This is a genomic window from Kitasatospora indigofera (genome assembly GCF_014655955.1).
Taxonomy (GTDB): domain Bacteria; phylum Actinomycetota; class Actinomycetes; order Streptomycetales; family Streptomycetaceae; genus Kitasatospora; species Kitasatospora indigofera.
Genome location: NZ_BNBO01000040.1, coordinates 24,400 through 48,092 on the forward strand (window position 1 = coordinate 24,400; position 23,693 = coordinate 48,092).

At 70.2% G+C, this 23,693-nt stretch carries 22 protein-coding genes and 1 pseudogene; 17 read left to right on the plus strand and 6 right to left on the minus strand.

Annotation, left to right across the window (positions count from 1 at the left end):
* Positions 1-62: 62 nt before the first annotated feature.
* Positions 63-566, minus strand: coding sequence for an HD domain-containing protein (locus IE329_RS42075; protein WP_190213743.1), 504 nt, complete (start codon positions 564-566; stop codon positions 63-65).
* 801 nt (positions 567-1,367) lie between these two features.
* Here IE329_RS42075 and IE329_RS27565 point away from each other — a divergent pair.
* The 7 genes from IE329_RS27565 (at position 1,368) to IE329_RS27595 (ending at position 9,559) form a co-directional block, all read left to right on the plus strand.
* Complete coding sequence (locus IE329_RS27565) at positions 1,368-2,615, plus strand: class I SAM-dependent methyltransferase (RefSeq protein WP_190213697.1); 1,248 nt, start codon at positions 1,368-1,370, stop codon at positions 2,613-2,615.
* 129 nt (positions 2,616-2,744) lie between these two features.
* Entirely contained in the window at positions 2,745-3,461 is a 717-nt protein-coding gene (locus tag IE329_RS27570) for a uracil-DNA glycosylase family protein (protein ID WP_190213698.1), read from the plus strand.
* Between the two features lie 133 nt (positions 3,462-3,594).
* Positions 3,595-4,329: a nucleoside 2-deoxyribosyltransferase gene (locus tag IE329_RS27575; protein WP_190213699.1), complete on the plus strand. Its 735-nt coding sequence runs from the start codon at positions 3,595-3,597 to the stop codon at positions 4,327-4,329.
* 166 nt (positions 4,330-4,495) lie between these two features.
* Positions 4,496-6,280: an AMP-binding protein gene (locus IE329_RS27580; RefSeq protein WP_229927802.1), complete on the plus strand. Its 1,785-nt coding sequence runs from the start codon at positions 4,496-4,498 to the stop codon at positions 6,278-6,280.
* Complete coding sequence (locus tag IE329_RS27585) at positions 6,277-7,410, plus strand: beta-ketoacyl synthase N-terminal-like domain-containing protein (RefSeq protein WP_190213701.1); 1,134 nt, start codon at positions 6,277-6,279, stop codon at positions 7,408-7,410. Before IE329_RS27580 ends, IE329_RS27585 begins: the two co-directional genes overlap by 4 nt.
* A complete protein-coding gene (locus tag IE329_RS27590; RefSeq protein WP_190213702.1) occupies positions 7,407-8,375 on the plus strand; it encodes a beta-ketoacyl synthase N-terminal-like domain-containing protein in 969 nt (322 codons plus the stop codon). Before IE329_RS27585 ends, IE329_RS27590 begins: the two co-directional genes overlap by 4 nt.
* 41 nt (positions 8,376-8,416) lie before the next feature.
* A complete protein-coding gene (locus IE329_RS27595) occupies positions 8,417-9,559 on the plus strand; it encodes a thioesterase domain-containing protein (protein WP_190213703.1) in 1,143 nt (380 codons plus the stop codon).
* Here IE329_RS27595 and IE329_RS27600 read toward each other — a convergent pair.
* On the minus strand, positions 9,496-9,885 hold the full coding sequence (locus IE329_RS27600; protein WP_190213704.1) for a hypothetical protein: 390 nt from the start codon (positions 9,883-9,885) through the stop codon (positions 9,496-9,498). The genes IE329_RS27595 and IE329_RS27600 overlap by 64 nt on opposite strands.
* A 357-nt stretch (positions 9,886-10,242) precedes the next feature.
* Here IE329_RS27600 and IE329_RS27605 point away from each other — a divergent pair, with 357 nt between their 5' ends.
* The 10 genes from IE329_RS27605 to IE329_RS27650 all read left to right on the plus strand — a co-directional run bounded on the left by IE329_RS27605 (position 10,243) and on the right by IE329_RS27650 (position 19,291).
* Positions 10,243-10,467 (plus strand): hypothetical protein, encoded by a 225-nt coding sequence (locus IE329_RS27605; RefSeq protein WP_190213746.1) that lies wholly within the window; start codon positions 10,243-10,245, stop codon positions 10,465-10,467.
* A 67-nt stretch (positions 10,468-10,534) separates the two neighbouring features.
* Positions 10,535-11,641 carry a phosphotransferase enzyme family protein gene (locus tag IE329_RS27610; protein WP_190213705.1) on the plus strand — a complete coding sequence of 369 codons (1,107 nt, stop codon included), beginning with the start codon at positions 10,535-10,537 and terminating at the stop codon, positions 11,639-11,641.
* Between the two features lie 523 nt (positions 11,642-12,164).
* On the plus strand, positions 12,165-12,506 hold the full coding sequence (locus IE329_RS27615; protein WP_190213706.1) for a hypothetical protein: 342 nt from the start codon (positions 12,165-12,167) through the stop codon (positions 12,504-12,506).
* Complete coding sequence (locus IE329_RS27620) at positions 12,503-13,519, plus strand: NUDIX hydrolase (protein WP_190213707.1); 1,017 nt, start codon at positions 12,503-12,505, stop codon at positions 13,517-13,519. Before IE329_RS27615 ends, IE329_RS27620 begins: the two co-directional genes overlap by 4 nt.
* The gene (locus tag IE329_RS27625) at positions 13,516-14,160 is read left to right on the plus strand and encodes a phosphotransferase (RefSeq protein WP_229927803.1); all 645 of its coding nucleotides are present in this window, start codon (positions 13,516-13,518) and stop codon (positions 14,158-14,160) included. The genes IE329_RS27620 and IE329_RS27625 overlap by 4 nt, the downstream gene beginning before the upstream one ends.
* Before the next feature lie 184 nt (positions 14,161-14,344).
* Positions 14,345-14,557: a hypothetical protein gene (locus IE329_RS27630; RefSeq protein ID WP_190213708.1), complete on the plus strand. Its 213-nt coding sequence runs from the start codon at positions 14,345-14,347 to the stop codon at positions 14,555-14,557.
* Positions 14,554-14,772: a hypothetical protein gene (locus tag IE329_RS27635; RefSeq protein ID WP_190213709.1), complete on the plus strand. Its 219-nt coding sequence runs from the start codon at positions 14,554-14,556 to the stop codon at positions 14,770-14,772. Before IE329_RS27630 ends, IE329_RS27635 begins: the two co-directional genes overlap by 4 nt.
* Positions 14,773-16,015: 1,243 nt before the next feature.
* Positions 16,016-16,981, plus strand: a complete 966-nt coding sequence (locus IE329_RS27640; RefSeq protein WP_229927810.1) for a cytochrome P450 — start codon at positions 16,016-16,018, stop codon at positions 16,979-16,981.
* Between the two features lie 13 nt (positions 16,982-16,994).
* Entirely contained in the window at positions 16,995-17,747 is a 753-nt protein-coding gene (locus IE329_RS27645; RefSeq protein ID WP_268257337.1) for an enoyl-CoA hydratase/isomerase family protein, read from the plus strand.
* An 83-nt stretch (positions 17,748-17,830) separates the two neighbouring features.
* Entirely contained in the window at positions 17,831-19,291 is a 1,461-nt protein-coding gene (locus IE329_RS27650; protein ID WP_190213711.1) for a gluzincin family metallopeptidase, read from the plus strand.
* 94 nt (positions 19,292-19,385) lie between these two features.
* On the opposite strand, the gene IE329_RS27655 is transcribed toward IE329_RS27650, so the two are convergent.
* The 4 genes and pseudogenes from IE329_RS27655 to IE329_RS27665 all read right to left on the minus strand — a co-directional run bounded on the left by IE329_RS27655 (position 19,386) and on the right by IE329_RS27665 (position 23,598).
* Positions 19,386-21,710, minus strand: a complete 2,325-nt coding sequence (locus IE329_RS27655) for a hypothetical protein (RefSeq protein ID WP_229927805.1) — start codon at positions 21,708-21,710, stop codon at positions 19,386-19,388.
* Between the two features lie 287 nt (positions 21,711-21,997).
* Complete coding sequence (locus IE329_RS40875) at positions 21,998-22,252, minus strand: hypothetical protein (RefSeq protein ID WP_373311313.1); 255 nt, start codon at positions 22,250-22,252, stop codon at positions 21,998-22,000.
* Between the two features lie 118 nt (positions 22,253-22,370).
* Positions 22,371-22,774: pseudogene (locus tag IE329_RS41880) on the minus strand (SDR family NAD(P)-dependent oxidoreductase); the annotation flags it as partial.
* A gap of 26 nt (positions 22,775-22,800) precedes the next feature.
* On the minus strand, positions 22,801-23,598 hold the full coding sequence (locus IE329_RS27665; protein ID WP_190213713.1) for a helix-turn-helix domain-containing protein: 798 nt from the start codon (positions 23,596-23,598) through the stop codon (positions 22,801-22,803).
* Between the last annotated feature and the right edge of the window lie 95 nt (positions 23,599-23,693).

Sequence of the window (23,693 nt, forward strand, 5' to 3'; positions counted from 1 at the left end):
CAGTCAAGCGCCACTTACCGGGCTAGGACAGGGGGCCGGGGCCGCGCATTTGTTCATCGCGTTCATGATTGCCGCAGCCGGCGCCTGCGGGCGGGGCTGGTGCGGGCGGTCATCGTGCGGCGGGGACGCGGAGCAGGTCGTGCTGCCACTGCGCCGGGTCCATGGTTTCGGCGGCCGCGGCCAGGCAGTGTGCGGAGTCGGTCTTCAGGGCGTCGCGGCAGCACAGGGCCTTGCCGCCCCCGGGTTTCAGGGGTCTTGTCGTCCTCGAACTCGCCGATGGCGCCGAGCACGATGTCCCGGACGTTCGGGTGTGCGGCGGCGACCTGGTCGCCGGCCACGGCGCGGGGGGCGGCGGCAGCGTAGCGTCGGGTGACGGGTGTCTGATCGCTTGTGCGGGTCTCGGGCAGGTCGTGCAGGATGCACAGCAGGGCGGTACGGCCCGGGTCCGCACCGTCCATCGCAACCAGGACGAGGCCGATGACGGCGGCGCTGTGGCTGTGGTCGGCGACGGTCTCGGTGGGCGGCCAGGGGGACGCCGTCGTAGCGCCAGCCGGTGCGCGGCAGATCCCCCAACTCCCGGGCCTCGAACTGGAGAGCGGTGGTTCCTGTGAACTGGAGTTCGCTGATTTGTTCGGTCACGTCACGTGCTCCTGCCGGTGCGTCAGATCGTCTGCTGCAGACGGTAGTGGACCGGCTCCAGCACGCGTGCCGATACCGGGGATACGGCGCGCGGTCCGAAAGGCCAGTGGTCTAGGAGAACTTGCCGGGAGGCGCGGCGAAGGCCGGCTGCGCTCGGAGGCCACGGTGCCCTCCGCGCGGACGCCCACCGGTCACCATTGCGCCACTTTTTCGATCATGAACACGATGAACGTGTTCGTGCCCCCTGGCCCCTGCCCGGACGGGCAGTGTGCCGGGTTCACTGGGACGACCGAAGCGCGAAGCGGCACAGGTCCGAATCGCAGGTCGGTTCACGTCATGTCCGTGGTCGTGGAACGCAGTTGCGCACAGGCTCGCAGGTCCGGGCGACCGTGCAGCATCGCCCCGCTCAGAGGCGCCGGATGCTTCCGGCCGCTCGAATCGACTATCGAATGCCGCCCGAAGGAGGAGGGGGCGAGGGCGGTCGCCCGTACGCGGCAGGGGCGACCCGTTCGAAATTCGTTCTCATCGAAAAGTGCCCCCCGAACGTGCCTCCCGCTGGAGGCCGATCTGCTGTGTGCTTGTTCCCCTGAGCGCCCCGGGGGCTGGTCGACCGCCGCGGGGCCTACGGCGTCCGTGCCATGCGTCCCCGGGCCGAGCCGATCTGCCCATGCCCCGAGGAGCGATGACGCCCCCATGCGTGCCGTGCGAGTTGAGAAATGGAGGTCCAGATGATCCCGAACAGTACCCATTGGATGCAACACGTCATTGGCGTCGCACAACGGGGGCCGCAGTCAGGTCTGCGGGTCGGCGTTGCGCTCGTTTCCGAGAACAACGAGCTGATCTGCTCCGCCTTCGAGGGCGAAGAGGGCGGCACGTCCTGGTACCGCGCCCTGCGGGGCAAGATGCAGGAACTCGGGACATCCAGCGCGCACAGCGTGTTTCTGACGGTCAACACCCTGTCGGCGGACCGGTCGTTCGAGCTTGCCGAACTCTTGAAGGAAGTGCACGTCGACAGGGTGTACATCGGCCTGCCCGACCCCGCGCTGACGACCTACTTCGACGACGACCCCGTCACTGCACGGGGTCGTGTAGACCGATTCCCGGACGACCTGCAGCGGGAGATCCTCGAGCAGAACCGGGGCTTCTACGCGGCGAGCGAGCAGAACATCGTCCGCAACCCTCACTACTTCGCGCACCGCATCAGCGAAGCCGTCTCCACCGGGCTGGGGTCAAGGGGCTTCGTGCTTTCCCGGGACGACGTCAATGCGAACAGGGGGAGGACCGCGCTCGCGTCGCTCCTCTGCCAGAGGCACGGGATCGGGAGCGAGGAGGCCGATCGCGCTGTAGGCGGCGTACTGTCCGAAGCGTTCGACGCGAAGTACGGCTCGTACGACTACGAGGTCGACGCCCGCGCGGCCAACCCGGGGTGGGCGGACGACTTCATGTCGGTCTACAGGAGTGTGTCCGCGGTGCCGCTGTCTGCCGTCGACGTCCTCAACGTCGGTGTCGGCGCCGGCGTTGAGGCGGCAGCCTTGTTCTCGGACTGCCCGCAGGTCACCTTCGTCGACATCGCGGAACGTGGCCTTGCGAATATCGGCGGACGCATTCCCTTGTCGAAGACTCTCGCCTCGAGTGCCGAAGACCTGTCCACCCTGCCGAACGACAGTTTCGGTCTCTATGTCTCCCTGAGGACGTACAACTCGTCGTTCTTCGACACGCCCGCGGCCGCCTCGGAGGCGCACCGGGTGCTGAAGCCCGGTGCGGCGATCGTCGTCTCCGTGGCCAACGGATTTCTGTACACTCAGCGCGGCTGCGTCATACCCGGGCTGATCATCCCCGGCACTGAATTCGTCGATCTCTATCGCGGGATGGACACGGCCGATCTGATCGGCGCGGAGCTCGACCGCGCCGGATTCAAAGATGTTCGAATCCACCCGAAAACTACCGAGATATACCTGACGGCTGTCGCCGCCTGACGTTTCCGTCCTCCCTCCAGCAGGGCGCGCCCGCGGCGTCCCGCCGGTTCCGGAGGAGGGACGAATCGCGGACGGCCGGGGTGCGACCGGACCGGTCCGAGGGGCCGGCGTGAAGGAAGGGCTTCTGCAATGGCCGCGCGAACGACTGTCGCCGATCGGATCCTGCAGTTCAACGAGGGCCTTGCGGGCACGACTCTTGAAGTGCCTCCCGGGTTCGCGGTCGTCAATCCGTTCAACGGGCCCCAGAAGGACCGGGTCCGGGAGGTGACGACGGCGTTCTACGCGAAGTACTACGGCGACGACAGGCCACGCCGCCTGGTGCTGGGGAGCTCCCCCGCCCGACGCGGCACGGCCGTGACCGGGGTCCCCTTCGAAGACGCCAAGCTCCTCGAAAGCGAGACGGGATTCGACGTCGACGGCTACGCGGTCAGCCGGCCCTCTGCCGGGTTCCTGCACGACGTCATCAGCCGTTACGGGGGCCGCGAGAGGTTCTACGCCGACTTCGTCATGAGTTTTGTGTGCCCCCTCGGCCTGGTGAGAACGAAGCCCGAGGGGAAAGAGGTCAACTGCAACTACTACGAGAACAAGAAGCTGCTGGACCTCCTGCGCCCTTTCCTCGTGGAAACCCTGGAGCGGCAGCTTGAATTCGGCACCGACGCCTCGGTGTGCTACTGCATCGGCAGCGGCGAGAACTTCAGGTTTCTTACGAAGTTGAACGAGAAGCAGCGCTTCTTCGGGAGCATCGTGCCCTTGGAACACCCGCGTTTCATCACCCAGTACAACCGGGGCAGGGAGGAGGAGTTCGCCGAAAAGTACCTCCGCGCCTTCCGTGGACAAGGCGAATAGTCGGCACGCCCCCGGAACGCTCGTCCACCCTTTCAACTGAGGCTGTAGCGCCCCAAAACATCGGAACGAGAAGAAAGAGAGCAGTACATTGGCGGCAGAAGGCAGGGTCCTGGTCCACTTCGACGCGGGGCGCGTGAGCGTTTTCCGCTCCCGGAGCGGCGAGTTGGAACTGCTCGGCAGGGAGCAGTTCGCCAACGACGGCAACCTCGCCCCCGAGGAGCTGGCCGAGCGAGTCGGCGAGTTCTGCGCCGGCCTCAAGGAGTTCCAGGAGGTCGTCGACAACACGGGAACGCGGCTGTACGCCACCGGGGCGTTCCAGCAGCTCCCGCAGCCGGACGCGGACGCGCTGGTCACCAGCGTCTACGTCGACACCGGCCTCTACTTCAACATCGTGGGGCCCGAGCTGCAGCGGTTCTACCTGGAAACGGCCAAGTCCGCGTGCGGATCGAACGACATGATGGAAGGCGTGATCCGGCGGGAGTTCCGGACAGCCGTCGTCTGCGGCAGCTTCCAGCAGTCCCTCGGGGACATCGAGGACACCGTCGCCCGTCTGCGCGAGAGCGGCACCGACGTGCTCAGCCCGCTGAGCACCAGGATCAAGCCGGAGACAGCGGGCACCGACTTCATCCTCTTCGACTACCAGGACCACCTGAAGAACGACCGCGACACGTGGCGGCACAAGTTGGTGCACATGGACGCGTTCCGGCGAGCCGACGCCGTTGTCGTCTGCAACCCCGGCGGGCCCGTCGGCAAGGGCACGATCTTCGAGCTCGGGTTCATGGCCGCGATCTCCAAGAGGGTCATCTTCACCGAGGAGCCCCAGGGCGTCTCCGTCCGCTTCCCCTGCGAGGTCGGCCTCGGAGCCTGAGCGCTCCCGTCGAGCTCTGCGCCATCCCGCCCCGTTCTCCCCTCCCGACCGGAGCCAAGCGATGTGCCGGCCGGTGCAGCTCCGGGAGCAGGGCTCCGCCTCCTTCACGCTCTCCTTCCCATCAGATCCCCCTCTCGGCCATGAAGATTCGGAAAGGACCCCGCCGGTGCGCGACGCAGAGACCACCGACACCACGCGCGACAAGCTGCGAGAGATCGTGGCGTCCGTCCTGGAAGTGGACAAGGACGACATCGAGCCCGGCGCCCTGTTCTACGAGGACCTCGGCATGAGCTCCCTGGAGAAGGTCGCGGTCGCGGCCGCGGTCGAGCGCGAGTTCGGCCCCCTGTCCGCCGAGGAAGCCGCGGCCCTCACCAGCCTGGACTCCGCGGTGTGCGTGCTCAGTGAGAGGGCGGCAAACCCCCAGGGCATCGACCTGGTCGACCACCTGGTGGCGGGTCATGTCTTCGCCGGCCGGGGCGGACGGGCCAGCTACCTCGACCCCCAGGCCGAGGAGATCACCTACGCGGGCCTCCTGGAGGCGGCACGCGGGTACGCGGGCGCCCTCAAGGCCGCGGGAGTGCCCGAGGGCGCCCGCGGCCTCCTGGTCGCCGACGACTCCGTGGCGACCGTCGTCGCCGTCCTCGGCCTGTGGTGGCACGGCTGCGTCCCGGTGGTGATCAGCCCGGTGCTCACGGACGACGAAGTCCGCTACATCGCCGCGGACTGCGCCGCCGCGACGGTGCACCTCGACGCCGCCCCCACGCGGCAGCGCGCCTTGGAGGAACTGTTCGCCACGGCCACCCGCTTCGCCGGCGCCGACGTCCGCGCCGGCCTGGCGGCGGCCGAGCCCGGCCCCGCGCGGCGCCCGACGGAGGCCGGGCCACCGGTCGTGTGGAATGCGGGGCGTGAGGCGCTGGTGCAGTACACCTCCGGGAGCACCGGCATGCCCAAGGGGGTGCGGCACTCGGCGGGTGCGATCGCGGCCATGGCCGACGGCATCAGCAAGGTATTGGCACTGACACCCGAGGACACCGTGCTCTCCAGCGCCCGGATGAGCTTCGGGTACGGCTTCGGCGCTTCCGTCCTGTGCCCGCTGGCGGCCGGCGCCCGCGTCGCGCTCGTCCGCGGCCCGGTCGACATCCACTCCCTGGCCGCCGCGCTGCAGCGCCACCGGCCCACCGTGCTGTTCTCCGTCCCCCGGCTGTACGCCGCGCTGCTGAACGCCCCCGGGACGGAGCTCGCCTCCAATTCCGTGCGGCTGTGCGTGGCGGCGGGCGAGAACCTGCCCGCTCCGCTCGGCGAGCGGATCCGCACCGCCTTCCAGGCCGGGCTCGTCAACGGCCTCGGCGCCACCGAAGTGCTCCACATCGTCGTCGGCACGCCGCCGGACACCGGTTGCCCGGGTACCTTCGGGGTCCCGGTGCCCGGGATCACCGCGACCGTCCGGGACGCGGACGGCACGCCCGTCGCCGACGGCCAGGTGGGCCGCCTGCACATCGCCGGTCCGACCGTCGCCCTCGGCTACATCGGCCGCCCGGAGGCCGCCGCGGTCACCTTCGCCGACGGCGGTGCCTACACCGGCGACGTGGTGCGCCGTGCGCCGGACGGCACGTTCACCCATCTGTGCCGCGCGGATGACCTGCTCAACCTGGGCGGCTACAAGGTCGTGCCGAGCGAGATCGAGAGCGTCATCCGCGGCGCGGAAGGGGTCCAGGACTGCGTGGTGGTCGGCGGCCGCGACGCCGACGGCCTGGAGCAGGCCGTGGCGTACCTGGTGGCCCGGCCGGGCTCCGACGAGGCCGCGGTGCGGCGCGCGGTGAGCGCCGCGATCCGCAGCGGCCTCGCCGCCCACAAGCGGCCCGCCCGCCTGGAGTTCCTCGACGCCCTCCCAACCACCTCGACCGGCAAGCTGGCCGCCTTCGAGCTGAGGAAGGCGGCTGCCCGACCGTGACCTGGGACATCACGGGCATGGCCGCCATCGCCAACATCGGCGCCAGCCCCGAAGAGATCTTCGCCGCGCTGTGCGCGGGCCAGGAGAGCCGCACACCCCTGAAGGCGTTTGACCCGGAGAAATACCGGGCGGCCTACGCCTACGAGATCGACGACCGGCCCGCCGGCGGCGACATCCCGCGCCGCGCCACCCGCTGGCTCACCACCGTCGTCCGCCAGGCGGCCGCCGACGCGGGCCTGGGCGAGGACCTCTCCCAGATACCCGTACTGGTCGGAACCACCATGCGCGAACAACGCAGCCTCGAACTGTGGTGGCGCGACGGCGTGGACGTCGCCCTCGAAGACCTGCACTTCGGCACCGCCCTGAAGGCGGCCTTCGGGGCGTCCACCACCTACACCTTCGCCAACGCCTGCTCCGCCACGCTGTACGCGCTCGGCCTGGCCACCGACATGATCGAGGCCGGCACGGCCGACACGGTCGTCGTCGCGGGCACCGACGCCGCCACCGAGAGCGGCTTCGGCACGCTCGACCGGGTGCAGAACGGCATCCCCGACGCGCTGCGCCCCTTCGACGCCACGCACAAGGGCATGCTGATGGGTGAGGGCGCGGCGGCCGTCGTCGTCCAGCGCGCCGGCACCGGGAACGGGCCCGTGCACGCCCGGGTGCGCGGTGTGGGCATGAACTGCGACGCTCACCACGCCACCGCACCGGACCCCGACGGCATCACCCGCGCGGTGCTCGACGCCCACCGCAGGGCGGGGGTGCGGGCCCGCGACATCGACCTGGTGATGCTGCACGGCAGCGGCACCCCCCTCAACGACGCGGCGGAGGCGGGCGTCCTGCGCCGCATCTTCGATGGTGCCGGATCCGGTCCGCGGATGACCGCCATCAAGGCAATGACCGGCCACACCCTGGGCGGTTCGGGACTTCTCAGCCTCGTGATGGCGGTCCTCGCTATGAAGGAAGGAACGGTCCCCCCGGTCCTGGGACTCACCGAACCGATCCCCGAGGCCGCGGGCCTGGGCCTGGTGCGGGGCGTCCCCGCGGCCGGCCCCCTGGCCATCGCGCAGATCGACGCGTTCGGCTTCGGAGGGATCAACGCCGTCGCGATCGTGGAGGCAGCCCGATGAGCACGACGAGCATCGCGCGCAGGAGGATCCCGAACGTCCGGGAGGTCGTCGTCACGAGTATCGGACTGGCGCTGCCCGGCGTGGCGACGTACGGCGACCTCCTCGGGCCCCTGCCGGGGGCGGGCGGCTTTGATGTCGCCACCGGACTCAGCGGACGCGAGCTGCGCCACAAGGACCGCGCGTCCCGCCTCGCCCTGCGGGCTGCCGAGTCCGCCCTCCACGACGCGGGCCTGACCGACGACGCCGCCGCGTTCACGGGGGCGGCCGATGAGACCGCGGTCGTGGTCAGCACCAACCTGGGCAACGCGGACAGCGTGTGCGAAGCCGCCGCCACCATCGCCGGAGCAGGCGTCAGGGCTCTCAGCCCCCTGGGCCTGCCCCAGACCTCCAGCAACGTCACCGCGGGCTGGGTGGCCATCCGCTACGGGCTGCGCGGCCCCAACCTCACCGTCTGCAACGGCGCCACGAGCGGGCTGGACGCCCTCGCCTGGGCCCGGAACCTCGTCGTGGCCGGGCGCGCCGAAGCGGCCGTCGTCGTCGGCGTCGAACCGGCCAACGACGTGGCGACGAAGCTGCTCGGCCGGCAGTCCACCGACGTGGCGGTCGCCGTCGTCCTCGAACCGGCGCACGCGGCCGCTTCCCGCGGCGCACGGCCTCGCGCCACGATCGCCGGGTACGCGCGGGCACCGGACCTCTCCGGGGCGCTGGCCGCCGCCGGTGTGGCGCAGGAGGAATCCGTCGGCCTGTGGCTCGGGGACGAGGCGGAAGCCGGGGCGCGCCGGCTGCTCGCAGCCACGCGCCACATCGACCTGGAAGCCCAACTGGGCCCGCTGTCAGGGGCTCTGGGCATCCTGCAGTGCGCCGCCGCAGCCGCCCACTTCGAGAGCGGCGCCACCGGCAGGGTGCTCGCCACGGCCGGAGGCCATGGCCACGACGCGGCAGCCGCTCTGCTGCTCACTCCTTGACCGACCCACTCGTCCATCCACCAGGAGCCGGGGGAACACCCATGACCAGTACGACCGTGACCATCGAGGATCTCCGCGCCCTGATAGCCGGCGTACTGGAGATCGACCCCGGGGAGGTCGCCGACGGCGCGCACTTCGCCGACGACCTCGACATCGACTCGCTGCTGATGCTCGAGATCTCCACCCGCGTGGAGAACGCGTTCGACTTGCCGGAGAACACCGTGGTCATCAGCGGTGCCGCCACCCTGGCGGAGCTGCACGCCCTCGTCGTCTCCAAGCGCGTCGGCGAGACACCGGCCGGCCCGGTCATCCGCCCGAGGCCGCTGAGCGACCCGGCGGTGCGCCTGTTCCTGTTCCACCACGCCGGCGGCTCACACCTGCTCTACCGGGGCTGGGCGGAGCACTTCCCGAAGGACTGGGAACTCTGCCTCCTGGAAACCCCCGGCCGAGGCCACCTGCAGACACTCCCGCTGATCGACGACTGCGACCGGCTGGTCGACTACTTCCACACCGCTCTCGCTCCCCTGCTCGACCGGCCCTTCGGGTTCTTCGGCCACAGCCTGGGCGCCCTCATCGCCCACCAGCTCACCCGCCGGCTCCACCACGAGGGGAACCCGCTCCCCACCTGGCTGGGTGTGTCCGCCTACGGCGCCCCGCGAGGCGCAGCCGACGCCGACGCCCGCCCTCACCTGAAGTCCGACGACGAACTGCGAGACTGGCTGCGAGACGTCGGCGGCAGCACGCCGCAGCTCCTCGACGACGAAGCCCTCTGGCGCACGTTCGCCCCGGCGTTCCGCAGCGACTTCAAACTCCTGGACACCTGGGTGCCTCCCCTCGTCCCCGAGCCGCTGCCCGTTCCGCTCTCGGTGTTCGGGGGCCGCCGCGACAGGCTGATCGGCGAGGAACGCCTCCTCGCCTGGCAGCCGTGCACCACGCACTTCCGCGGACTTGAGATGTACGAAGGCGACCACTTCTACGTGACGGACCACCAGCGGCCCCTCGCTACCGCCATCACGGCCGCGATGCGCTCCGTAGCTCCTCGAGCCCGCTCTCACCACCACGCCAGCCGCCAGATGATCAACTCCAACGAGGTGCTGGCGGAGGGTGCGGGGGCGAGCCCTCAGGCGTCGGGTTCGACTTCGGGGTGCGTGAACCGCACGGGCCTGCCCAGCGACCGGGCGTAGGCGATCTCGGCCCGGGTGCTGTCGCCGATGTAGTCGCCGACCACGAGCACCTCATCAGCGAGCAGGATCTTCGACCGGTGCAACTCGTCGAGTCGAAACTTCAGCGCCTCAGCCTCGACAGGATCGGACCACATTGCGTGCGGCGACTTCAGGTCGCAACCCGGCTTGACGACAATCCTCCCGGCCTTGGTCTCCCGCACATCGGCCTCGGCCATCTCGGCCATGAAACGAGTGGAGCCACAGATCACGACGATACGGGGGAAACCCAACTGCCTCTTCGCCTCGGCGAGCTGGTCCACGGGGGTGATCACTTGCGGGGATGACACTGATTCCTCCTGGTGGTGCGGCCCAAAGGAAGCCTGCGGAGACGAAAGCGAAGGCGCTCAAGATCATCTTCTGGTGAACGACGTGGACACCCGCGCGCCCGCACTCTATGCGACGAGCATCCCTACTCGGTGCCGCAGCGCCCGCGGTCGGCCCTACGTTCCGCCTGCGCGACGCCGAACCGGCCAACCTCGCCACGAAGAGCCGTGCCGGTCACCGCGCTCACTGCCTCAATCAGCCGATTCACGAGGCAGGGTGCCGCGGTGTCGGCCTGGACGGTCTGATTCGTGCCTGCAACTCGTGGCGGTGCCGGGTCGGGCCCGGGAATGCCACAACCCGAACGGGGGAGGCGCAATCAGATGACCGCATTGACGGAGCTCTGTCCGTCGGCGATCTTGCGACCCTGCTGCACCCGGCGCGGCCCGCCGCAGCTCGCTGAGCACCTGGCGGCCGGCCGGGCCGGGGAACCGGTCGCTCTCGGCCAGCTGCTGCAGGCCTGCAGCAGAAGTGTCCACCCCACGCTCACCCCGCACACCGCCCGCCGGGCCGAACACCTCACCAGCACCGCGGTGCCCGCATCCTGATCGACCCGACCACCTGCCACTCGCTCATCATCCGACCAATAACGCTGCGCGCTTCGACGAGGAGACCATGTCCACCGCATCTCACCAGCCCGCCACCAAGCCGGTCGCCGCGCCCTCCACACCCGGCCGCACCGCGGAGGGGGCGCAGATCACGGCGGTCGCCGACACGCTGGTGCTCGCGTACGGACTGCGCCCGGCGGAAATCACGCGAATCCCGGAGGGCACCGCGACGGACAACTACGCCATCGTGGACCAGACGGGCTGTCGGCACTTCGCCAAGGTCTATCGCGGTCGAGACCGCTTGGATCTGGATCGGGCATCGGTCGAGCTGTCCGAGTACGCCGCCGACGGAGGTGTCGCGACTGCCCGGGCAACCCGCACGCGCGAGCACGAACTCCTCGCGACCCACGGCCGCCTGCCGATGTCACTGTGGTCATACGTGCCGCACACCGAGACTGCCGAGGGCAACCTGACTGGTGCGCGGTGGGCGGCAGTCGGCGCAGCGATGGGTCGCCTTCACAGCCGGCTCGCCACTCACCCTGCCGCCGCACCCACCCTGGAGCCTGGTGCCGCGGTGTGCAACGTGACCGCCGCACGTGACCGCTTCGAAAGGCTGATTCTCGCATTCCAGAACAGGCCCAGGCTCGGACAGTTCGAGACGTGGGCGCTGCAGGCGGCGCGTGAGCGACAAGCCGTTCTGGGGCACGTCGAGCGCGTCCTCGCTTCGCTTCCACAGCTGACGGTCCAGGTCATGCACGGCGACCTGGCCGGTCCCAACGTCCTGTTGAAGGACGACGAGGTCGCGGCGATCGTGGACTTCGGGCCACCTGCACCTGGGTATCTCGCCTGGGAGATCGTGCGTCTTGGCTGCGACCCCAAGAGCGTCCTGTCCAACGGCGTGGAGAGCTGGCTCAAGGGATACACCGATCTCGCCCGCGCCTATCGAGACGCCAACCCCGAAGCGCCCGCGGACAACCTCTTGTCCTCACTGCGTGTCGGCTGTGCAGCCATGCTCTGCTCGACCTTTCCGTTGTCGGCACCAGTGGAACGACCGCACCTCGTCGACGCCGCGCTCGAGTCCTACGCGCGGGCACGACATGAGGCAGCTCTGATGCTGCTGGACCGGCTACCTGACCTGGAGGGAGCCCTGCGTGACATCTTGCCGAGTTCATGACCCCCATGGTCACGCAAGCAGCAGGGCGCTCAGAGCCCACCGAAACGCGGAGGCCGGCGCGCCGAGCTCGGGGTGGAGCCGGGCGGGATCACAGTGTCTCGGCCGTGGGGTACGGGGCGAAGGACAGCGTCGGAGGACGTGCGGTCCGCACAGCGGTCGCTCCCGACCGGGCGGGTGCACACCTGCCTGGTCCGCCTCGACGCCACCGGCCTTCCCCCGTTCCCACCGCCTGACAGGCCCCGACCGGTGAACCGTGGCCGGCCGACGCCCGCTGGAGCGCCTTCCGCCGCATCTGGGGAGGAGGAGACCAGAAGGCACGCTACATCGAAAAGTTCGTCTTCGTCCATTCTTTCCGGGAACCTCCTGGCTTGATCGGGCGACTCGAACAGCGGGAGGATCTCCAACCCGGAACCGTTCCCGACGAGGCATCAACTCCTGTTCAAAAAGGGCCATTGGCGCTGCCATGCAACGTGATGGCGCCGGGTTGCACTGTGCTCACCTTCCAGGAAAGGGGGCTCTACGAATGATCGACTTCGAGGTGCTGACGGCATCCGCCCGCCGCGAAGGAATCGAACGCTTCGAGGTCGTCGACGGCGGCGCGGGCACCCTGGTGTCGTACACGGTCGCGCAGTGGGACCACCGCCTGCCCCGGCCGGGCCGGGCACCGTGCACCGGGGTCATCGCCTCCGTCACCACCGACCCCGCGCACCACCGTCGCGGCCACGCCCGGCAGCGGCTCGCCGACGCCGGCTGCGGGCAGGTCCGCCTGACCACGTCCCCGGACGGCGAGCAGCGCTACCGCCGCCTCGGCTTCACCGACCCGGACCGGGCCGGTCCGATCCCCCGCACCTGGAGTGCCCCGTGACGACCACTCTGCTGCTGTTCGATCCCCTGTCCCAAGCCCGGGCGGAGGGCATCGAGCGCACTTCCGCCAGCGTGCTGCTCACCGACCCGGACGGCCGGGTCCTGCTGCTGCGCCGCGCGCGCGGCACCCTGCAGGCCGGGCTGTGGGAGCTGCCCGGCGGCGGCACCGAAACGGGCGAGAACGTCGTGGCGGCCGGGCAGCGCGAACTGGACGAGGAGGCCGGCCTCACCGGCGCCCGTGTCACCGCCTACCTCGGGCACGAGGACTACACCAACTCCCGCGGCGCCCGCACCCGCGCCTTCGTGCTCGCCGCCCACCTCGACCACGCCCAGGAGGTGCGACGGTCGGCCGAGCACGACGACCACCGCTGGGTCCTTCCCGCAGAGGTGCCGAAGTCGGTCGCCGCCCACGAGGCGGAGCTGATCCGCCGGCACACCGCCCCGCCGCCGGCGCTGCCCGGGCACCTGCCGCTGCCCGCCTACCTGCCCACGATCCCCGCCGCCCCGATGTGGGGCTCGATCTTCTTCACCACCGAGGACGGGCTGGCGGTGATGCTGCGCGCCACCGACCTGGCGAAGGGCCTCCAGTGGGCCGGGGGCGACGTGGAGTTCACCGACGCGAGCCCACTGCACACCGCGGTGCGCGAGTGTGTCGAGGAGACCGGCATCCTCTTGGAGCCCGACCCGGCCCGGGCTGCCACTGCTGGCCACCGTGTTCGAGCAGCCTCACGGAGGCTGGCCTGCCAAGGTCGGCTTCGCCGTTCACGGCGGCACGCTGACGGCCGAGCAGGTCGCCGGGATCCGTCTCGACCCGGCCGAGCACACCAAGGTTGTCCTCCTGTCCCACGACGAGCTGGCCGCGCAGAACGACCCCCGCCGGGTGCAGCTCACCCTCGCCGTCCTGGACGCGGTGCGCACCGGCGTACCCGCCTACGTCGTCCGCTGACACCGGCCTACGCCGCCCTGTCCCTGCCGTGCACCCGATCCGTCCCGTTCGGAGACCCGATCCGATGACCGACTTCCCGCCCCCGCCCGAGCTGCTCGTCTGGCTCGCCGGACACCTGCCGGGCCCGGTCACGGCGGCCGACTGGTCCTGGCCGCGGGCCACCTCCCGGGTGTGGCGCATCGGCGGCCCCGACGGCGGCAACGCGTTCCTCAAGATCAGCCCGGACGACGGCGCGTTCGCCCGAGAGGTCGCCGGCTACGCCTACGCCGCGCGCTACTTGCCCGAGCGACAGGCGCCCCGGCTGCTGGCGAGCGACCCGGGGCTGCGCGCACTGCTCAGCGCCGCACTGCCCGGCCGCGTCGTGCGCGGCCTGCCGCTGGAACGGGCTATGGAGCTGCGGCTGCACGAGGAGGCCGGGCGATTGCTGCGGCGCTGGCACGACCACTCGGACGCGGGCACCGCCGACCACCGGGCGGCGGTGCGCGAGGCGATGGGCACCTACGCGCGGGAGGCGGCGCAGTGCCGGGAGGCCCTGGCCGGGCAGGTGCCTCCCGACGTGCTCGCCCTCCTCGACGCCGCGGCCACCGAGATCCCCGCCTGGTCGTCGAGGAGTTCGTCTGGCTGCTCGGGCGCTGTGACCCGAACGCCCGGACCTGCGGACAGCCTTCTTCACCGGCTACGGCCGCCCCCTCGGCCAGGCCAAGGATAGGCTGCTGGTCCTGCTGACGGCCAAGCTCGGCGCGTCGTACCTGCACACCGGCCTGCGCAAGGGGGCAGCAAGGACCTTCAAGCGCGCGGCCACCTCGCCCTCGCCCGCACGGCCGCCCACCCGACGCGCACGTGACCTGCCCCTGCCGCACGTCCCTGCCCGCTCTGCCCCAAGGAGGAAACCGGTGTCCACCACCGATGAGCGCGCCGCCCCCGCCGGACTGCACAAGGAGCGGATGGACCTCTGCGGCGTCTACGCCCGCATGTTCGAGACGCAAGCCGCCGCGAACCGCACCGGCCCCCCGGCCCCCACCATCCCTGCTCCGGCGGCGGACCGAGCAGTGGCGGTCCTGCGGCCACGGGCAGCCGACGGCGGCCCGGATCTGTGCGCGCGGTGACCGGACGTCACCGGCGGCCGGCCGAGCCCCAGCCTCCGGCCCACCTCGCCGTCGTGCGCTCCGCCACCGACGGACAGCCCGTTGTAGAAGAAGGCGTGGTGGTGTTCCCCGGCAGCACGATCCCCTACGCCTACCGGACCGTGCACCAGCCGGACGGCCGGTGCGACCGCTACGTCGTACGCCTGGACCCGCCGCCGCCAGAAGTACCCTCCTGACCGCCTGGAGGATTCCCCTCTGTCGCGCCTCCCAGTTCGCCCCACACACGGGGCCGAGCGCACCTGTGGCTGACCGTCCGGGATCGGCGGCATCCGATACGGGCGCCGCCGCGCCGGCCCCCGGCCGGGCAGCCTCGCGACGTCGCCACCGTTTGCGGGCGTCTACTTCGGCTCGCTCCAGCTGTACGCTGCCACCACCCTGCCCGGCTTCTGCCGACTGTCCGCAGTCCAAGATCTGGAGGATGGTGTCACCGGGATCGCCAAGGGCCAGGACGCGCCCGCGATCCTCGGCGACGCATCCCTCGCCTATATCGCCTGCGTCCAGGTCCGGGACGGTGGCCGTCCCGAGTAAATGGAGTGGGAGTGGGTCGCCCACGCCTTCGGCGAGCAGGGCCCCCGACTCGCCGAGCGCCTGGCGGAGACGGTCCGGGCCTGGGACCGCCAGGTGCGCGCCGACGACAACGACAAGCACACCGACCCGACACTGACCGTCCACCCAGCCGGGGCCCCGGCGATCTGCCGACCGCGGGCCGCATGCTGGAGAACGGACCCTGCCGTCTCGTGTGCCAGTGGCCTGCCGGCATCGGGCAGGACCGTCCGGGCACCGCGGCGGGCGATCGGGGCTCGGGGAGCGCCTGATGACGTGCGTCCAGTTCTCTGCCTGAGGCTTTCCGTATGAGCCCGTCCCCCGTCGTGGTGGCCGAAGGGTGCGTGGCACGGACAGCTCCGCTGCGGACCACAGATTCCGTCTGACGGGATCCTGCGGCGGGCCATTCCGCAGTGTGGGTCACCTCTCCCGTCGGCGGCCGGGAACCCAGACACGAATCCGGAAGGGTGGCTAGCGTCCGCTGCAGTGCGGGCCTCCGATCGGTGCCGCCCTCAGGCCGTTGGCTAGCCACGATGTGGAGGAAGTGACGAGATGAACCCGGCACCGACCCAGACTGTAACCAGCCCGCAGGGGCAGGAGGCGAGCTCCGAGCCGGGTGGAGCGCGAAATGTGGTCGCTCTGCTCTCCCAGCTACGATCCGCTCGGGGGCAGAGCGACCCACTGCCTCTCTTCGCGCAACTCCATCAACTGGGCGCGGTACTGCCCTCGCCCTGGGGCGGAGTACTCGTCACCAGCCATCAGGTGTGCGAGGCGATCCTGCGCGACCGGGCGTGGACCTCCCTGGACTGGCGCTGGCGACAGAGCCAGGGCCCCCGGTGGAACTCCCGGTCCGCCCAGGAGCTCGGCCACGTGATCATGTCACTCAACCCTCCCGAGCACACCCAGCAACGCCGAGCCTTGCGCGAGGCCTTCGGCAAACAGACGCTCCAGCGCCTCACCACCCCGATACGCGACACAACCGACGAACTGCTCGACCGACTCGAAGAAGCCCTGACCGAGGGGCCTCGCACCGACTTCGTGCCCACCAGCGAACGGTTCCCGATCAGAGTCGTCGGCCGTTGGCTGGGCCTTCCGGCGCGGGACTTCGACCGCCTGCACCAGCTCACTCGGGAACACACCTATGCCCAGGAACTCTTTCCCACTCCCCGGCGCCTCGAACTGGCCGACATGGCCAGCAACGAACTCCAGGCGTACTTCGCGGCGATCGTCGCCGACCGGCGAGCATGCCCCCGCGACGATGTGATCTCCAACTGGCTCGAGCTGTGGGACGTGGGGGCGCCCAATCGCATTGCCGCGGATGTGACCGTCCGCCGACTGGCCATGTTCTCCCTGATGGCTGGTCTCGAGACAACCGCGGCGCTCCTGGCCAGTACGGTGCGCCTGCTGGCTCAGCATCCCGAGCAGGCCCGGTGGCTGCGCTCCCATCCTGAACACACGTCCGCGCTGATCGACGAAGCCCTGCGCTTCGATCCACCGGTCCAGGTCATCAGCCGAGTCGTCCCCCGGGACACGACCCTCGCCGGTGTGAGGATTGCCAGAGGCCAGGTGGCTTACCTTCTGATCGGAGCAGCGCAGCACGACCCGACGGTCTATGAGCAGCCCGACACTCTCGATCTTCGACGCCCCGGCCGTAGGCACCTCGCCTTCGGAGCGGGCGCTCACTACTGCATCGGTGCCGGCCTCGCCCGGACCATGGCGATCCAGTTCGTCGAGGCTCTCCTGCGCCGGCTGCCCGGCCTCTATCTGCCGTCGCCTCCGCTGTGGGAGCCCCGCGTTGCCTTCCGGCGGATGGAGAGCCTTCCCATCGCCCGCCGCCACTGAAGTGCCCGACGCGATGCGGCAACTGCCCTCCCTGTCCTCCCTCACCACCGCCACGTTGGACCGGGGGAGCGTGGTCCGGATTCAGCTCACGAGGGCCGCCCTGGACGCGCAGATGCTCCGCGACCTCCTCGCGGTGATCGCAGCAGTGCGCGAAGCATCGAGCGTCCGGGTTCTCGTCATCGCGGGAGGATCCGACGATTTCTGCCTCGGCGGCGACCGCCAGGAACTCGACCGGCTCATCACGCAAGACCCGAGCGGGGCCGAGATCCGCCGCCTCGGCGAATCGGCCCGCCTCGTGTTCAGCGGGCTCGCGGAACTCGACGCGGTCACCATCGCCCGCGTGCACGGGCGGGCCGTCGGCGCCGGCTTCGCGCTCGCCGTCGCCTGCGACCTGCGCGTCGGTGCCCACGACAGCCTGTACCGGCTGCCCGAGGTCGCTCTCGGCCTTCCCGGCACCTGGGGAGGAGCCGCAGCACGGCTCATCAGCGAGATCGGTCCGGCCGCTACCCGCGAACTTTTGCTCACGGGCCGGTCGGTGGACGCCGAGACGGCCCTGCGCATGGCCGTTCTGCACCGGGCGACCCCTGCCGCCGAGTTGGACGAAGCGGTCAGCCAGTGGATCCGGCCGCTTCTCAGGCGGCCGACATCGGCCGTGCGGACTACGAAGCGGGTTCTCGCGGCATACGAGGCCTCTGCGCGCATGGCGGACCTCACCCGATTGGAAGGCCACCTGATGGCAGCCGAGATCGGCTTCAGCAAGCGGTGACACCGGGCGAGGCCCGCGTCGCCCGCCCAGCCACACACCTGCACCGCGCGTGACCCCGTCGCGCGTCCTCACCAAGGAGTCCCATGCCCGACCCGTCTCATGTCCCAACGTGGAAGCAGTCGGACACAAGCCTGCCCCCGTGGGCCGACGGGGCCTACGGCGTCTCCCGGCCCCCCTACCCCCCTGGGTCGGCCACCCCCACGGCTCCGCAGCCGCCGCACAAGGGCAGGGGCAGGGGCAGCAAGGTTCTCCTCATCGTCCTGGCCACGGTTCTCGGCCTCGTCGTGGTCTGCCTCGGCGCGGTCGTCCACCACGTCTCGAACCAGAAGCGCCCCGTTCACACCGGATCGCCGTGGCAGAGGGTGGCCGACAAGATGACCGCGGCGCTGGCGGCCAAGGACGAGCAGGCCTTCCTCAGCCCGTTCACGGGGGAGGAGGTCGAGAAGCAGCGCCGGGTCTTTCGAAACCTGGTCAAGATTCCCTGGGAGACGGCCCGCTGGGAGACGGAGTTCGCGGTTCCCATGGACGGCCGCGACATGATGGTCACCTTCGTCCATCAGGTTCAGGGCGTCGACGTCCTGCCGGTGCCCGAGGTCTACAACTGGCGGGTCGAGGGTGGGGACACCCCGACGATCACTGCCGTGGGCGGCTCGAAAGACCTGAAGGGGAAGGTCTCCGACGGCAGCTACTATCCCGCGCCGTGGGACTATTACGACGATCTCACCGTCGAGCACCGCGACCATCTCGTGGTCGTGGCTGGCAAGGCCCAAGGGGGAGAGGTTACGCGCGACATAGACCTCATGGCGCAGGCCGCCCACGACGACCTCGAGGCCTGGAACAAGTCCGGTCGGCCCGGGGCCGGCGGACGCGAGGCCGCCCGCGGTTTCTTCGTCGTCCTGGAGAAGGACCGCGCCGTCTACAACCGACTCTACTCCGGCGAAGGCCGCGACGACGACGCGCTCGAAGCCGGCGCCAACCTGGCACTGCCCGCCTACGACTCCAAGCAGCTCGCGGAGATCCTCTCCGGCGGATCCAGGATCGTCATGGACACCGCCCAGGGCTACTTCACCGGCACCGACTGGCGCGACGGCGTGACGGAGATCAGCCGCCACGAGATGGGCCACGCCATCGTCGCCCCGTTCCGCACCGAGGCAGTCCTCGTCCAGGGCCTGCAGAGCACCCGCCCATGGGTCGTCGAAGGCTTCGCCGAGTACATGGCCATGCGAGACAAGGGCGACCGGGCCCAGTCCGGAGCCCGCTCCGCACTGAGTGCCTACCGCTTCGACGGCCACCTCCCCGACGGCCTCGACGTCTACGCCGACGACGGCAGGGCCCGCGACGCCAACTACGACCTCGCCGGCCTCGCCATCGCCTACCTGGCCGAGACCTACGGCGAGGACAAGGCCTTCGCCTTCGTCGCCGCCCACTACGCCAAGCCCAAGGAGTACGAGCAGCAGATCGCCGCCGCCACCGGACTTCCATTGGCGAGCTTCGAGGCCAACTGGGCAACGTACGTCCGCGCCAAGGTTCCGACGGTGCGCTGACCAGCCGCAGGATGTGGCCTGGGCGGATAGTCCAGACGGCCGGTTACCGCGGTGGCCGGTGGCGCCGTCGAGCGGGCCGGGGCGTCGCCGGTGTTCATGAGCACTCCTGAAGGCCTCGGTGGGGGGAGCGCAGAGTGGTGGCGTGGGGCTGCCGCAGGGAGCGGACGAACCGCAGCCGCTGCTCCAGCAGCTTGCTGGCGGCGGCCAGCCGGGCGCGCTCCCCGGCTTCGAACGCGGCCTTCTCGGCGTCCGATCGGGTCTCGTACCCGTGGGTGCGGCGCAGCTCGGCCGCGCTCACCAGCTCGGCTTCCTCGTTGGCGGTTGCGGAGAGGGCCCAGTGCTCCAGTGCGCGCTGGTGTGCCTGGTCGCGGTAGGTCTCGGCGTTGACCCGGTCGGAGGCGGCGATCATGTAGCGATCCGCCCCGGGGTGCCGGGCTTCGATCAGCTGCCCGGTGATCTCGGCGTTTACCCGGTCGACCACGGCCCGCACGTCGTCCCAGCAGGTCGGGGTGGTCACCGCGAGGCGGAGGTTGACTGTCTCGACGATGGCCGCGCGGGTGCCCCGGCGGCTGGCGCAGCGCAGGCACAGCCCGGCCGACTGCGGCTCCTGGCAGTCCTCGCACGGCACGGCGAGGCGGGCCGCCTCGGCGGACGCCTCCCTGGCCTCGCGCTCGGGACCCTCGGTCACCTGGCGCAGGCGGTGCTGCGCCTCATCGCGTTCGGCGGCGGCCAGGGCCTCGGCCCGGCGCATCGCCAGATCGTGCAGGCGCCGCTCCTGGACTCCCGTGCCTTCGGCAGCCGCGTCCGGCAGCTCCTCGACCGGGTTGGCGCGTCGCTGCGACCTGCTGGTCGCACCTTCGACGAGGTATTGGCAAGGGACACACTTGCGACCCGTCACCACATCGACTGCGCTCTCGCATTCGATGCGCCCGCACTCGCTGGATCGGCGAAGCCCGATCCGGACCAGCCAACCGTAGGGGCTCTCCACCGAGGCCGCCGAGGCCAGACGGAACCTCAGTCGCCGAACGACCCGCCCGACATCACCCGCGACGTCCCGAACAGCTGCGCCGGCGGCCCGCGCGGCCTCGCGTTGCTCCCAGGTGGTCATCAGCGGTAGCAGGGCTGCCGCCTCAGCGAGCACCTGGTAGGCCACCCTCGACATGCTGAGCTGAGGCAGCGTGGCCCTGCTCGGCCGCCTCGCCGAAGGTGCGAAAGCCGGCATGCGGTGAGTCGGGCCGAGGTCGGGATTCCTCGCGTGCGTGCACGTTCCACCGGCAACGGTGGGTACCCCGATCTCGGCTTCGCCGGAAACACCCAACGAGACATCAGCTGGGCCGGTGGTGCGGAGGTGACTGGCGTGAGATGCGTGAAGGGAATCAGTAGCGACGTTCTCTGCGAACTCGGCGCTGGGCGCCTCAGTCGGCCCTGCGACCTGCGACGCTGCCCCGGCGGCGCGTGTGCGCGGCCGTCCTGCAGCAACTGCGGTGTCGCGCTGAGACGAAGCAGAGCGCCGGCGGGCGCTCTGCAGCGACTCCCAATCCTCTGCGACTGCCGGCACGAGGATGCCGCCTTGCTGGCGCAGTCGGCTTCCGGTCTCCTTCCTGACCAGCTGGATCACCCCGGCGGCCTGGAGCCGCTGAAGGATCCCTGCCGCGCCCGCCGGCGTGCAGCCGTTGCCCAGGAGCCGTGCGAGCGTCGCGGCTGCCCGCCCGCGCCTGCCCACTCGGCCGGAGCACAGCCGCACCCTCCCGTCTGGCCGTGCCTCCAGGACGAGGAGGAGCAGCGCGAGCCTGTCGGTGGGTGCCCCGCGCCCCGTGCGGGGTGCGAGCAGCCCCATGGGGGTCCTGCTGCCGTCCCGGTGGTGCCAGCCGGGAGCGAAGAGCCCTTCCACCAGGCGTAGGAGTGTGGCGAGCGCAGGTTTGTCGAGCGCGAGCGGGTGCTGGCTGTCTCCTGCCCGCAGTGCCGCGATCTGCTCCGGGACCCCGACGAACAGTCCCTGCACGGTGCCTGAATGCCGGAACCGCTGACGTGTGACGAGCGTGGAAGCTGTCCGCTGCCGACTGAGGGACTGGTGGATGGCGGAAGCGGACACACCGAGCCAGCGACCGAGCTCAGGTGCGGCGGAGGTGGTCGCATAGGTCCGGGCCCGTTCGGCCTTGGCGAGGGTGACGATCCGCAGCAGATGGTCGGTGTCATTCAGATTTGCCGTGGCTGGCACGCGGAGCGTGGTGTGCACGGCTTCTCTCAGGCGAAGCCTCATCGGCTCGTCCAGCCGCAGCGGCTCCAGCCGCACGGCGGAAGCGAAGGCCTTGGGCTCTTCTCGTGCAGTACCGCGTGTTGACGAGGCGTCACCGCCTGTCGATTTGGTATTGGGCGCGTTCCCGCCTGCGTGACAAACGGGAATGAAGTCAGGCATCATCGAGGTGTCTCTGCTGGAGGTGGAGGCAGCACCAACCCCTGGGGCCTGCTATCGCTCCCAGGGCTGGCATCGCCTGTTGGACCCGCCCGCGACCGGGCGGTAAACCGGGTGGCAGGTCCTCTGACGAGGACGGCCCCCCGGGTCGTCGCCGGAGATGACATGAGCGCGAACTCAGTCGTTCATCGGCGGTGATGGGAAGGGCTTGCCGTCAGATCTGGTGCTGGTAACACCGGTGTCAGGCGGCAGCCCAGCGGCCCGTGCTCCTCCGGAGCGGGCCGCACGCCACGTCATCTCATGATCGACCTCTCATCTCGTCTCAAGTCCTGGTGCGGGCGGTCCAGCCAACTTGTGCCGCAGCGCGGGAGTTCAATGCCCCCTGGACGCGCCACCGGCGACGGCGAGGGCCTGCCCCACGATGTGAGCGGGCTCCGCGAAATGAGGCACACGGCAGCTCGCGCGATCTCCTTCGGGAGGGCCAGCCGGCCCAGCTGTACCCGCGCGGCCAGCGCCTCCACCTTCTCGGCCTTCAGTGCGCCGACCATCGCCGGGTCCGTCAGACCAGGGGAGAGGACGTTCACCCTGACTCCGTGAGGCGCGAGCTCGCGCGCCCAGGGACCGGGCGAAGCCGCTCAGGCAGGCCTTCGAGGCGTAGTCGGACTGCCCAACCTGCCCGTGGATGGCTGAAGCGGAGGAGACGAAAAGGATCCAGCTCTTACGGCGTCGCAGCATCCTGCGTGCCGCCGCGTTGATGACCCGGTAGGGACCGGTCAGGTTCCTGTCCAGCACTGATGTGAAGGCGTCCTGGGTCATCGCAGCATCAGCTTGTCGCGGGTGATTCCGGCCGACAGCAGAACATCAACCGGGCCGTGCTGCTCCTCGATCCTGGTGAACGCCGCGCTGACCTCGTCGGGTTGCGTGATGTCGCAGGGCACCGACGGGAAGCCGACGGGCGCGGACCTGGAGCGGCAGGTGATCACGACGCGAGCGCCGGCGGCTTGGTAGGCCTGGGCAATGGCGAGACCATTGCCCAGGCCGGCGTCGGTGACCAGAACTGGGCGGCTCATGACTCGTTCCCCCGAAGGACTTCTGTTCAGCAGGCTTGCAGCAGGATCGGCATGGTCTGCCGCTGGGCACGGGTGTGATCCAGGTGCCGGGACAGGGCCGCGGCGGTGTCCATCGTGGTGTCGGCGAGGCGCTCGGTGCGCCGCCGAAGGTAGGCGTCAGGGGCGAGGAGGCTGACAGAGCCGACGAGGACGGAGCCGCGCCACAGCGGCACGGAGAGCATCTCCCAGTTGGTGACTGGAGACGGGGTGCGTGCGTAACCCTGGATCTTGATGCGGCGCAGGATGGCGTTTCCTGCGTTCAGGTCGTCGAGGTTGGCGAGCATGACCAGGCCCGCGGCGTCCTGGTTCAGGGGCGCGCGGCGAAGGACAGACCCCGCGTCGGAAGTGGCCAGCGCGGCCGCGAAGTCCTGACGCTTGCCGTCCGCGATGTCGACACAGATCCTGCTGGGGGCTCCCAGCAGGAGGTGGCTGTGCAGGGCGACGACCTGGTTCGTGCGGCGCTGAAGGTGGGCGAGCTCCTCCGAGATCGCCGGGGAACTGGCGGGAAGCGCCGTCAGCGCATCCTGGCTGTGCCCGGTGACACTGGGATGCGCGATGGAGTAGGTGCCGTAGGTCGGCTGGACGAAGGTGTGCGTGCGCACCCCAGACTGAAGGATCCGGTGCGCGGTGGAGCGGGCGAGCCCGCTGTGGGCCATCACCTCGGCGAGCGTGTGCGAGCCGGGGCCGAGTTCGATCAGTGCCTGAAGCACCCGGTAGGCACGTTCCGCAGAACTGTTCTGTTCGTGATCATGGGCATGAAGCTCAGGCGGCGGCTTCAGCGTCATCAGGCCCCCCAGGTCTGTGAGCGTGTGCGGTTGGTGAGACGAATGGCGAAAGGAGATGCGCAACCGTCCCATTGCCCCTAAAGATGTAGTCGAAC

What these genes read in the sequence shown, in the direction of transcription:
- IE329_RS27570 (WP_190213698.1), top strand. Translation starts at nt 2,745, where the DNA reads ATGGCCGCGCGAACGACTGTCGCCGATCGGATCCTGCAGTTCAACGAG.
- IE329_RS40875 (WP_373311313.1), bottom strand. Translation starts at nt 22,252, where the DNA reads ATGGTCGGCGCACTGAAGGCCGAGAAGGTGGAGGCGCTGGCCGCGCGG.
- IE329_RS27640 (WP_229927810.1), top strand. Translation starts at nt 16,016, where the DNA reads ATGTCACTCAACCCTCCCGAGCACACCCAGCAACGCCGAGCCTTGCGC.
- IE329_RS27655 (WP_229927805.1), bottom strand. Translation starts at nt 21,710, where the DNA reads ATGATGCCTGACTTCATTCCCGTTTGTCACGCAGGCGGGAACGCGCCC.
- IE329_RS27595 (WP_190213703.1), top strand. Translation starts at nt 8,417, where the DNA reads ATGACCAGTACGACCGTGACCATCGAGGATCTCCGCGCCCTGATAGCC.
- IE329_RS27565 (WP_190213697.1), top strand. Translation starts at nt 1,368, where the DNA reads ATGATCCCGAACAGTACCCATTGGATGCAACACGTCATTGGCGTCGCA.
- IE329_RS27650 (WP_190213711.1), top strand. Translation starts at nt 17,831, where the DNA reads ATGCCCGACCCGTCTCATGTCCCAACGTGGAAGCAGTCGGACACAAGC.
- IE329_RS27605 (WP_190213746.1), top strand. Translation starts at nt 10,243, where the DNA reads ATGACCGCATTGACGGAGCTCTGTCCGTCGGCGATCTTGCGACCCTGC.
- IE329_RS27610 (WP_190213705.1), top strand. Translation starts at nt 10,535, where the DNA reads ATGTCCACCGCATCTCACCAGCCCGCCACCAAGCCGGTCGCCGCGCCC.
- IE329_RS27665 (WP_190213713.1), bottom strand. Translation starts at nt 23,598, where the DNA reads ATGACGCTGAAGCCGCCGCCTGAGCTTCATGCCCATGATCACGAACAG.
- IE329_RS27590 (WP_190213702.1), top strand. Translation starts at nt 7,407, where the DNA reads ATGAGCACGACGAGCATCGCGCGCAGGAGGATCCCGAACGTCCGGGAG.
- IE329_RS27615 (WP_190213706.1), top strand. Translation starts at nt 12,165, where the DNA reads ATGATCGACTTCGAGGTGCTGACGGCATCCGCCCGCCGCGAAGGAATC.
- IE329_RS27645 (WP_268257337.1), top strand. Translation starts at nt 16,995, where the DNA reads ATGCGGCAACTGCCCTCCCTGTCCTCCCTCACCACCGCCACGTTGGAC.
- IE329_RS27625 (WP_229927803.1), top strand. Translation starts at nt 13,516, where the DNA reads ATGACCGACTTCCCGCCCCCGCCCGAGCTGCTCGTCTGGCTCGCCGGA.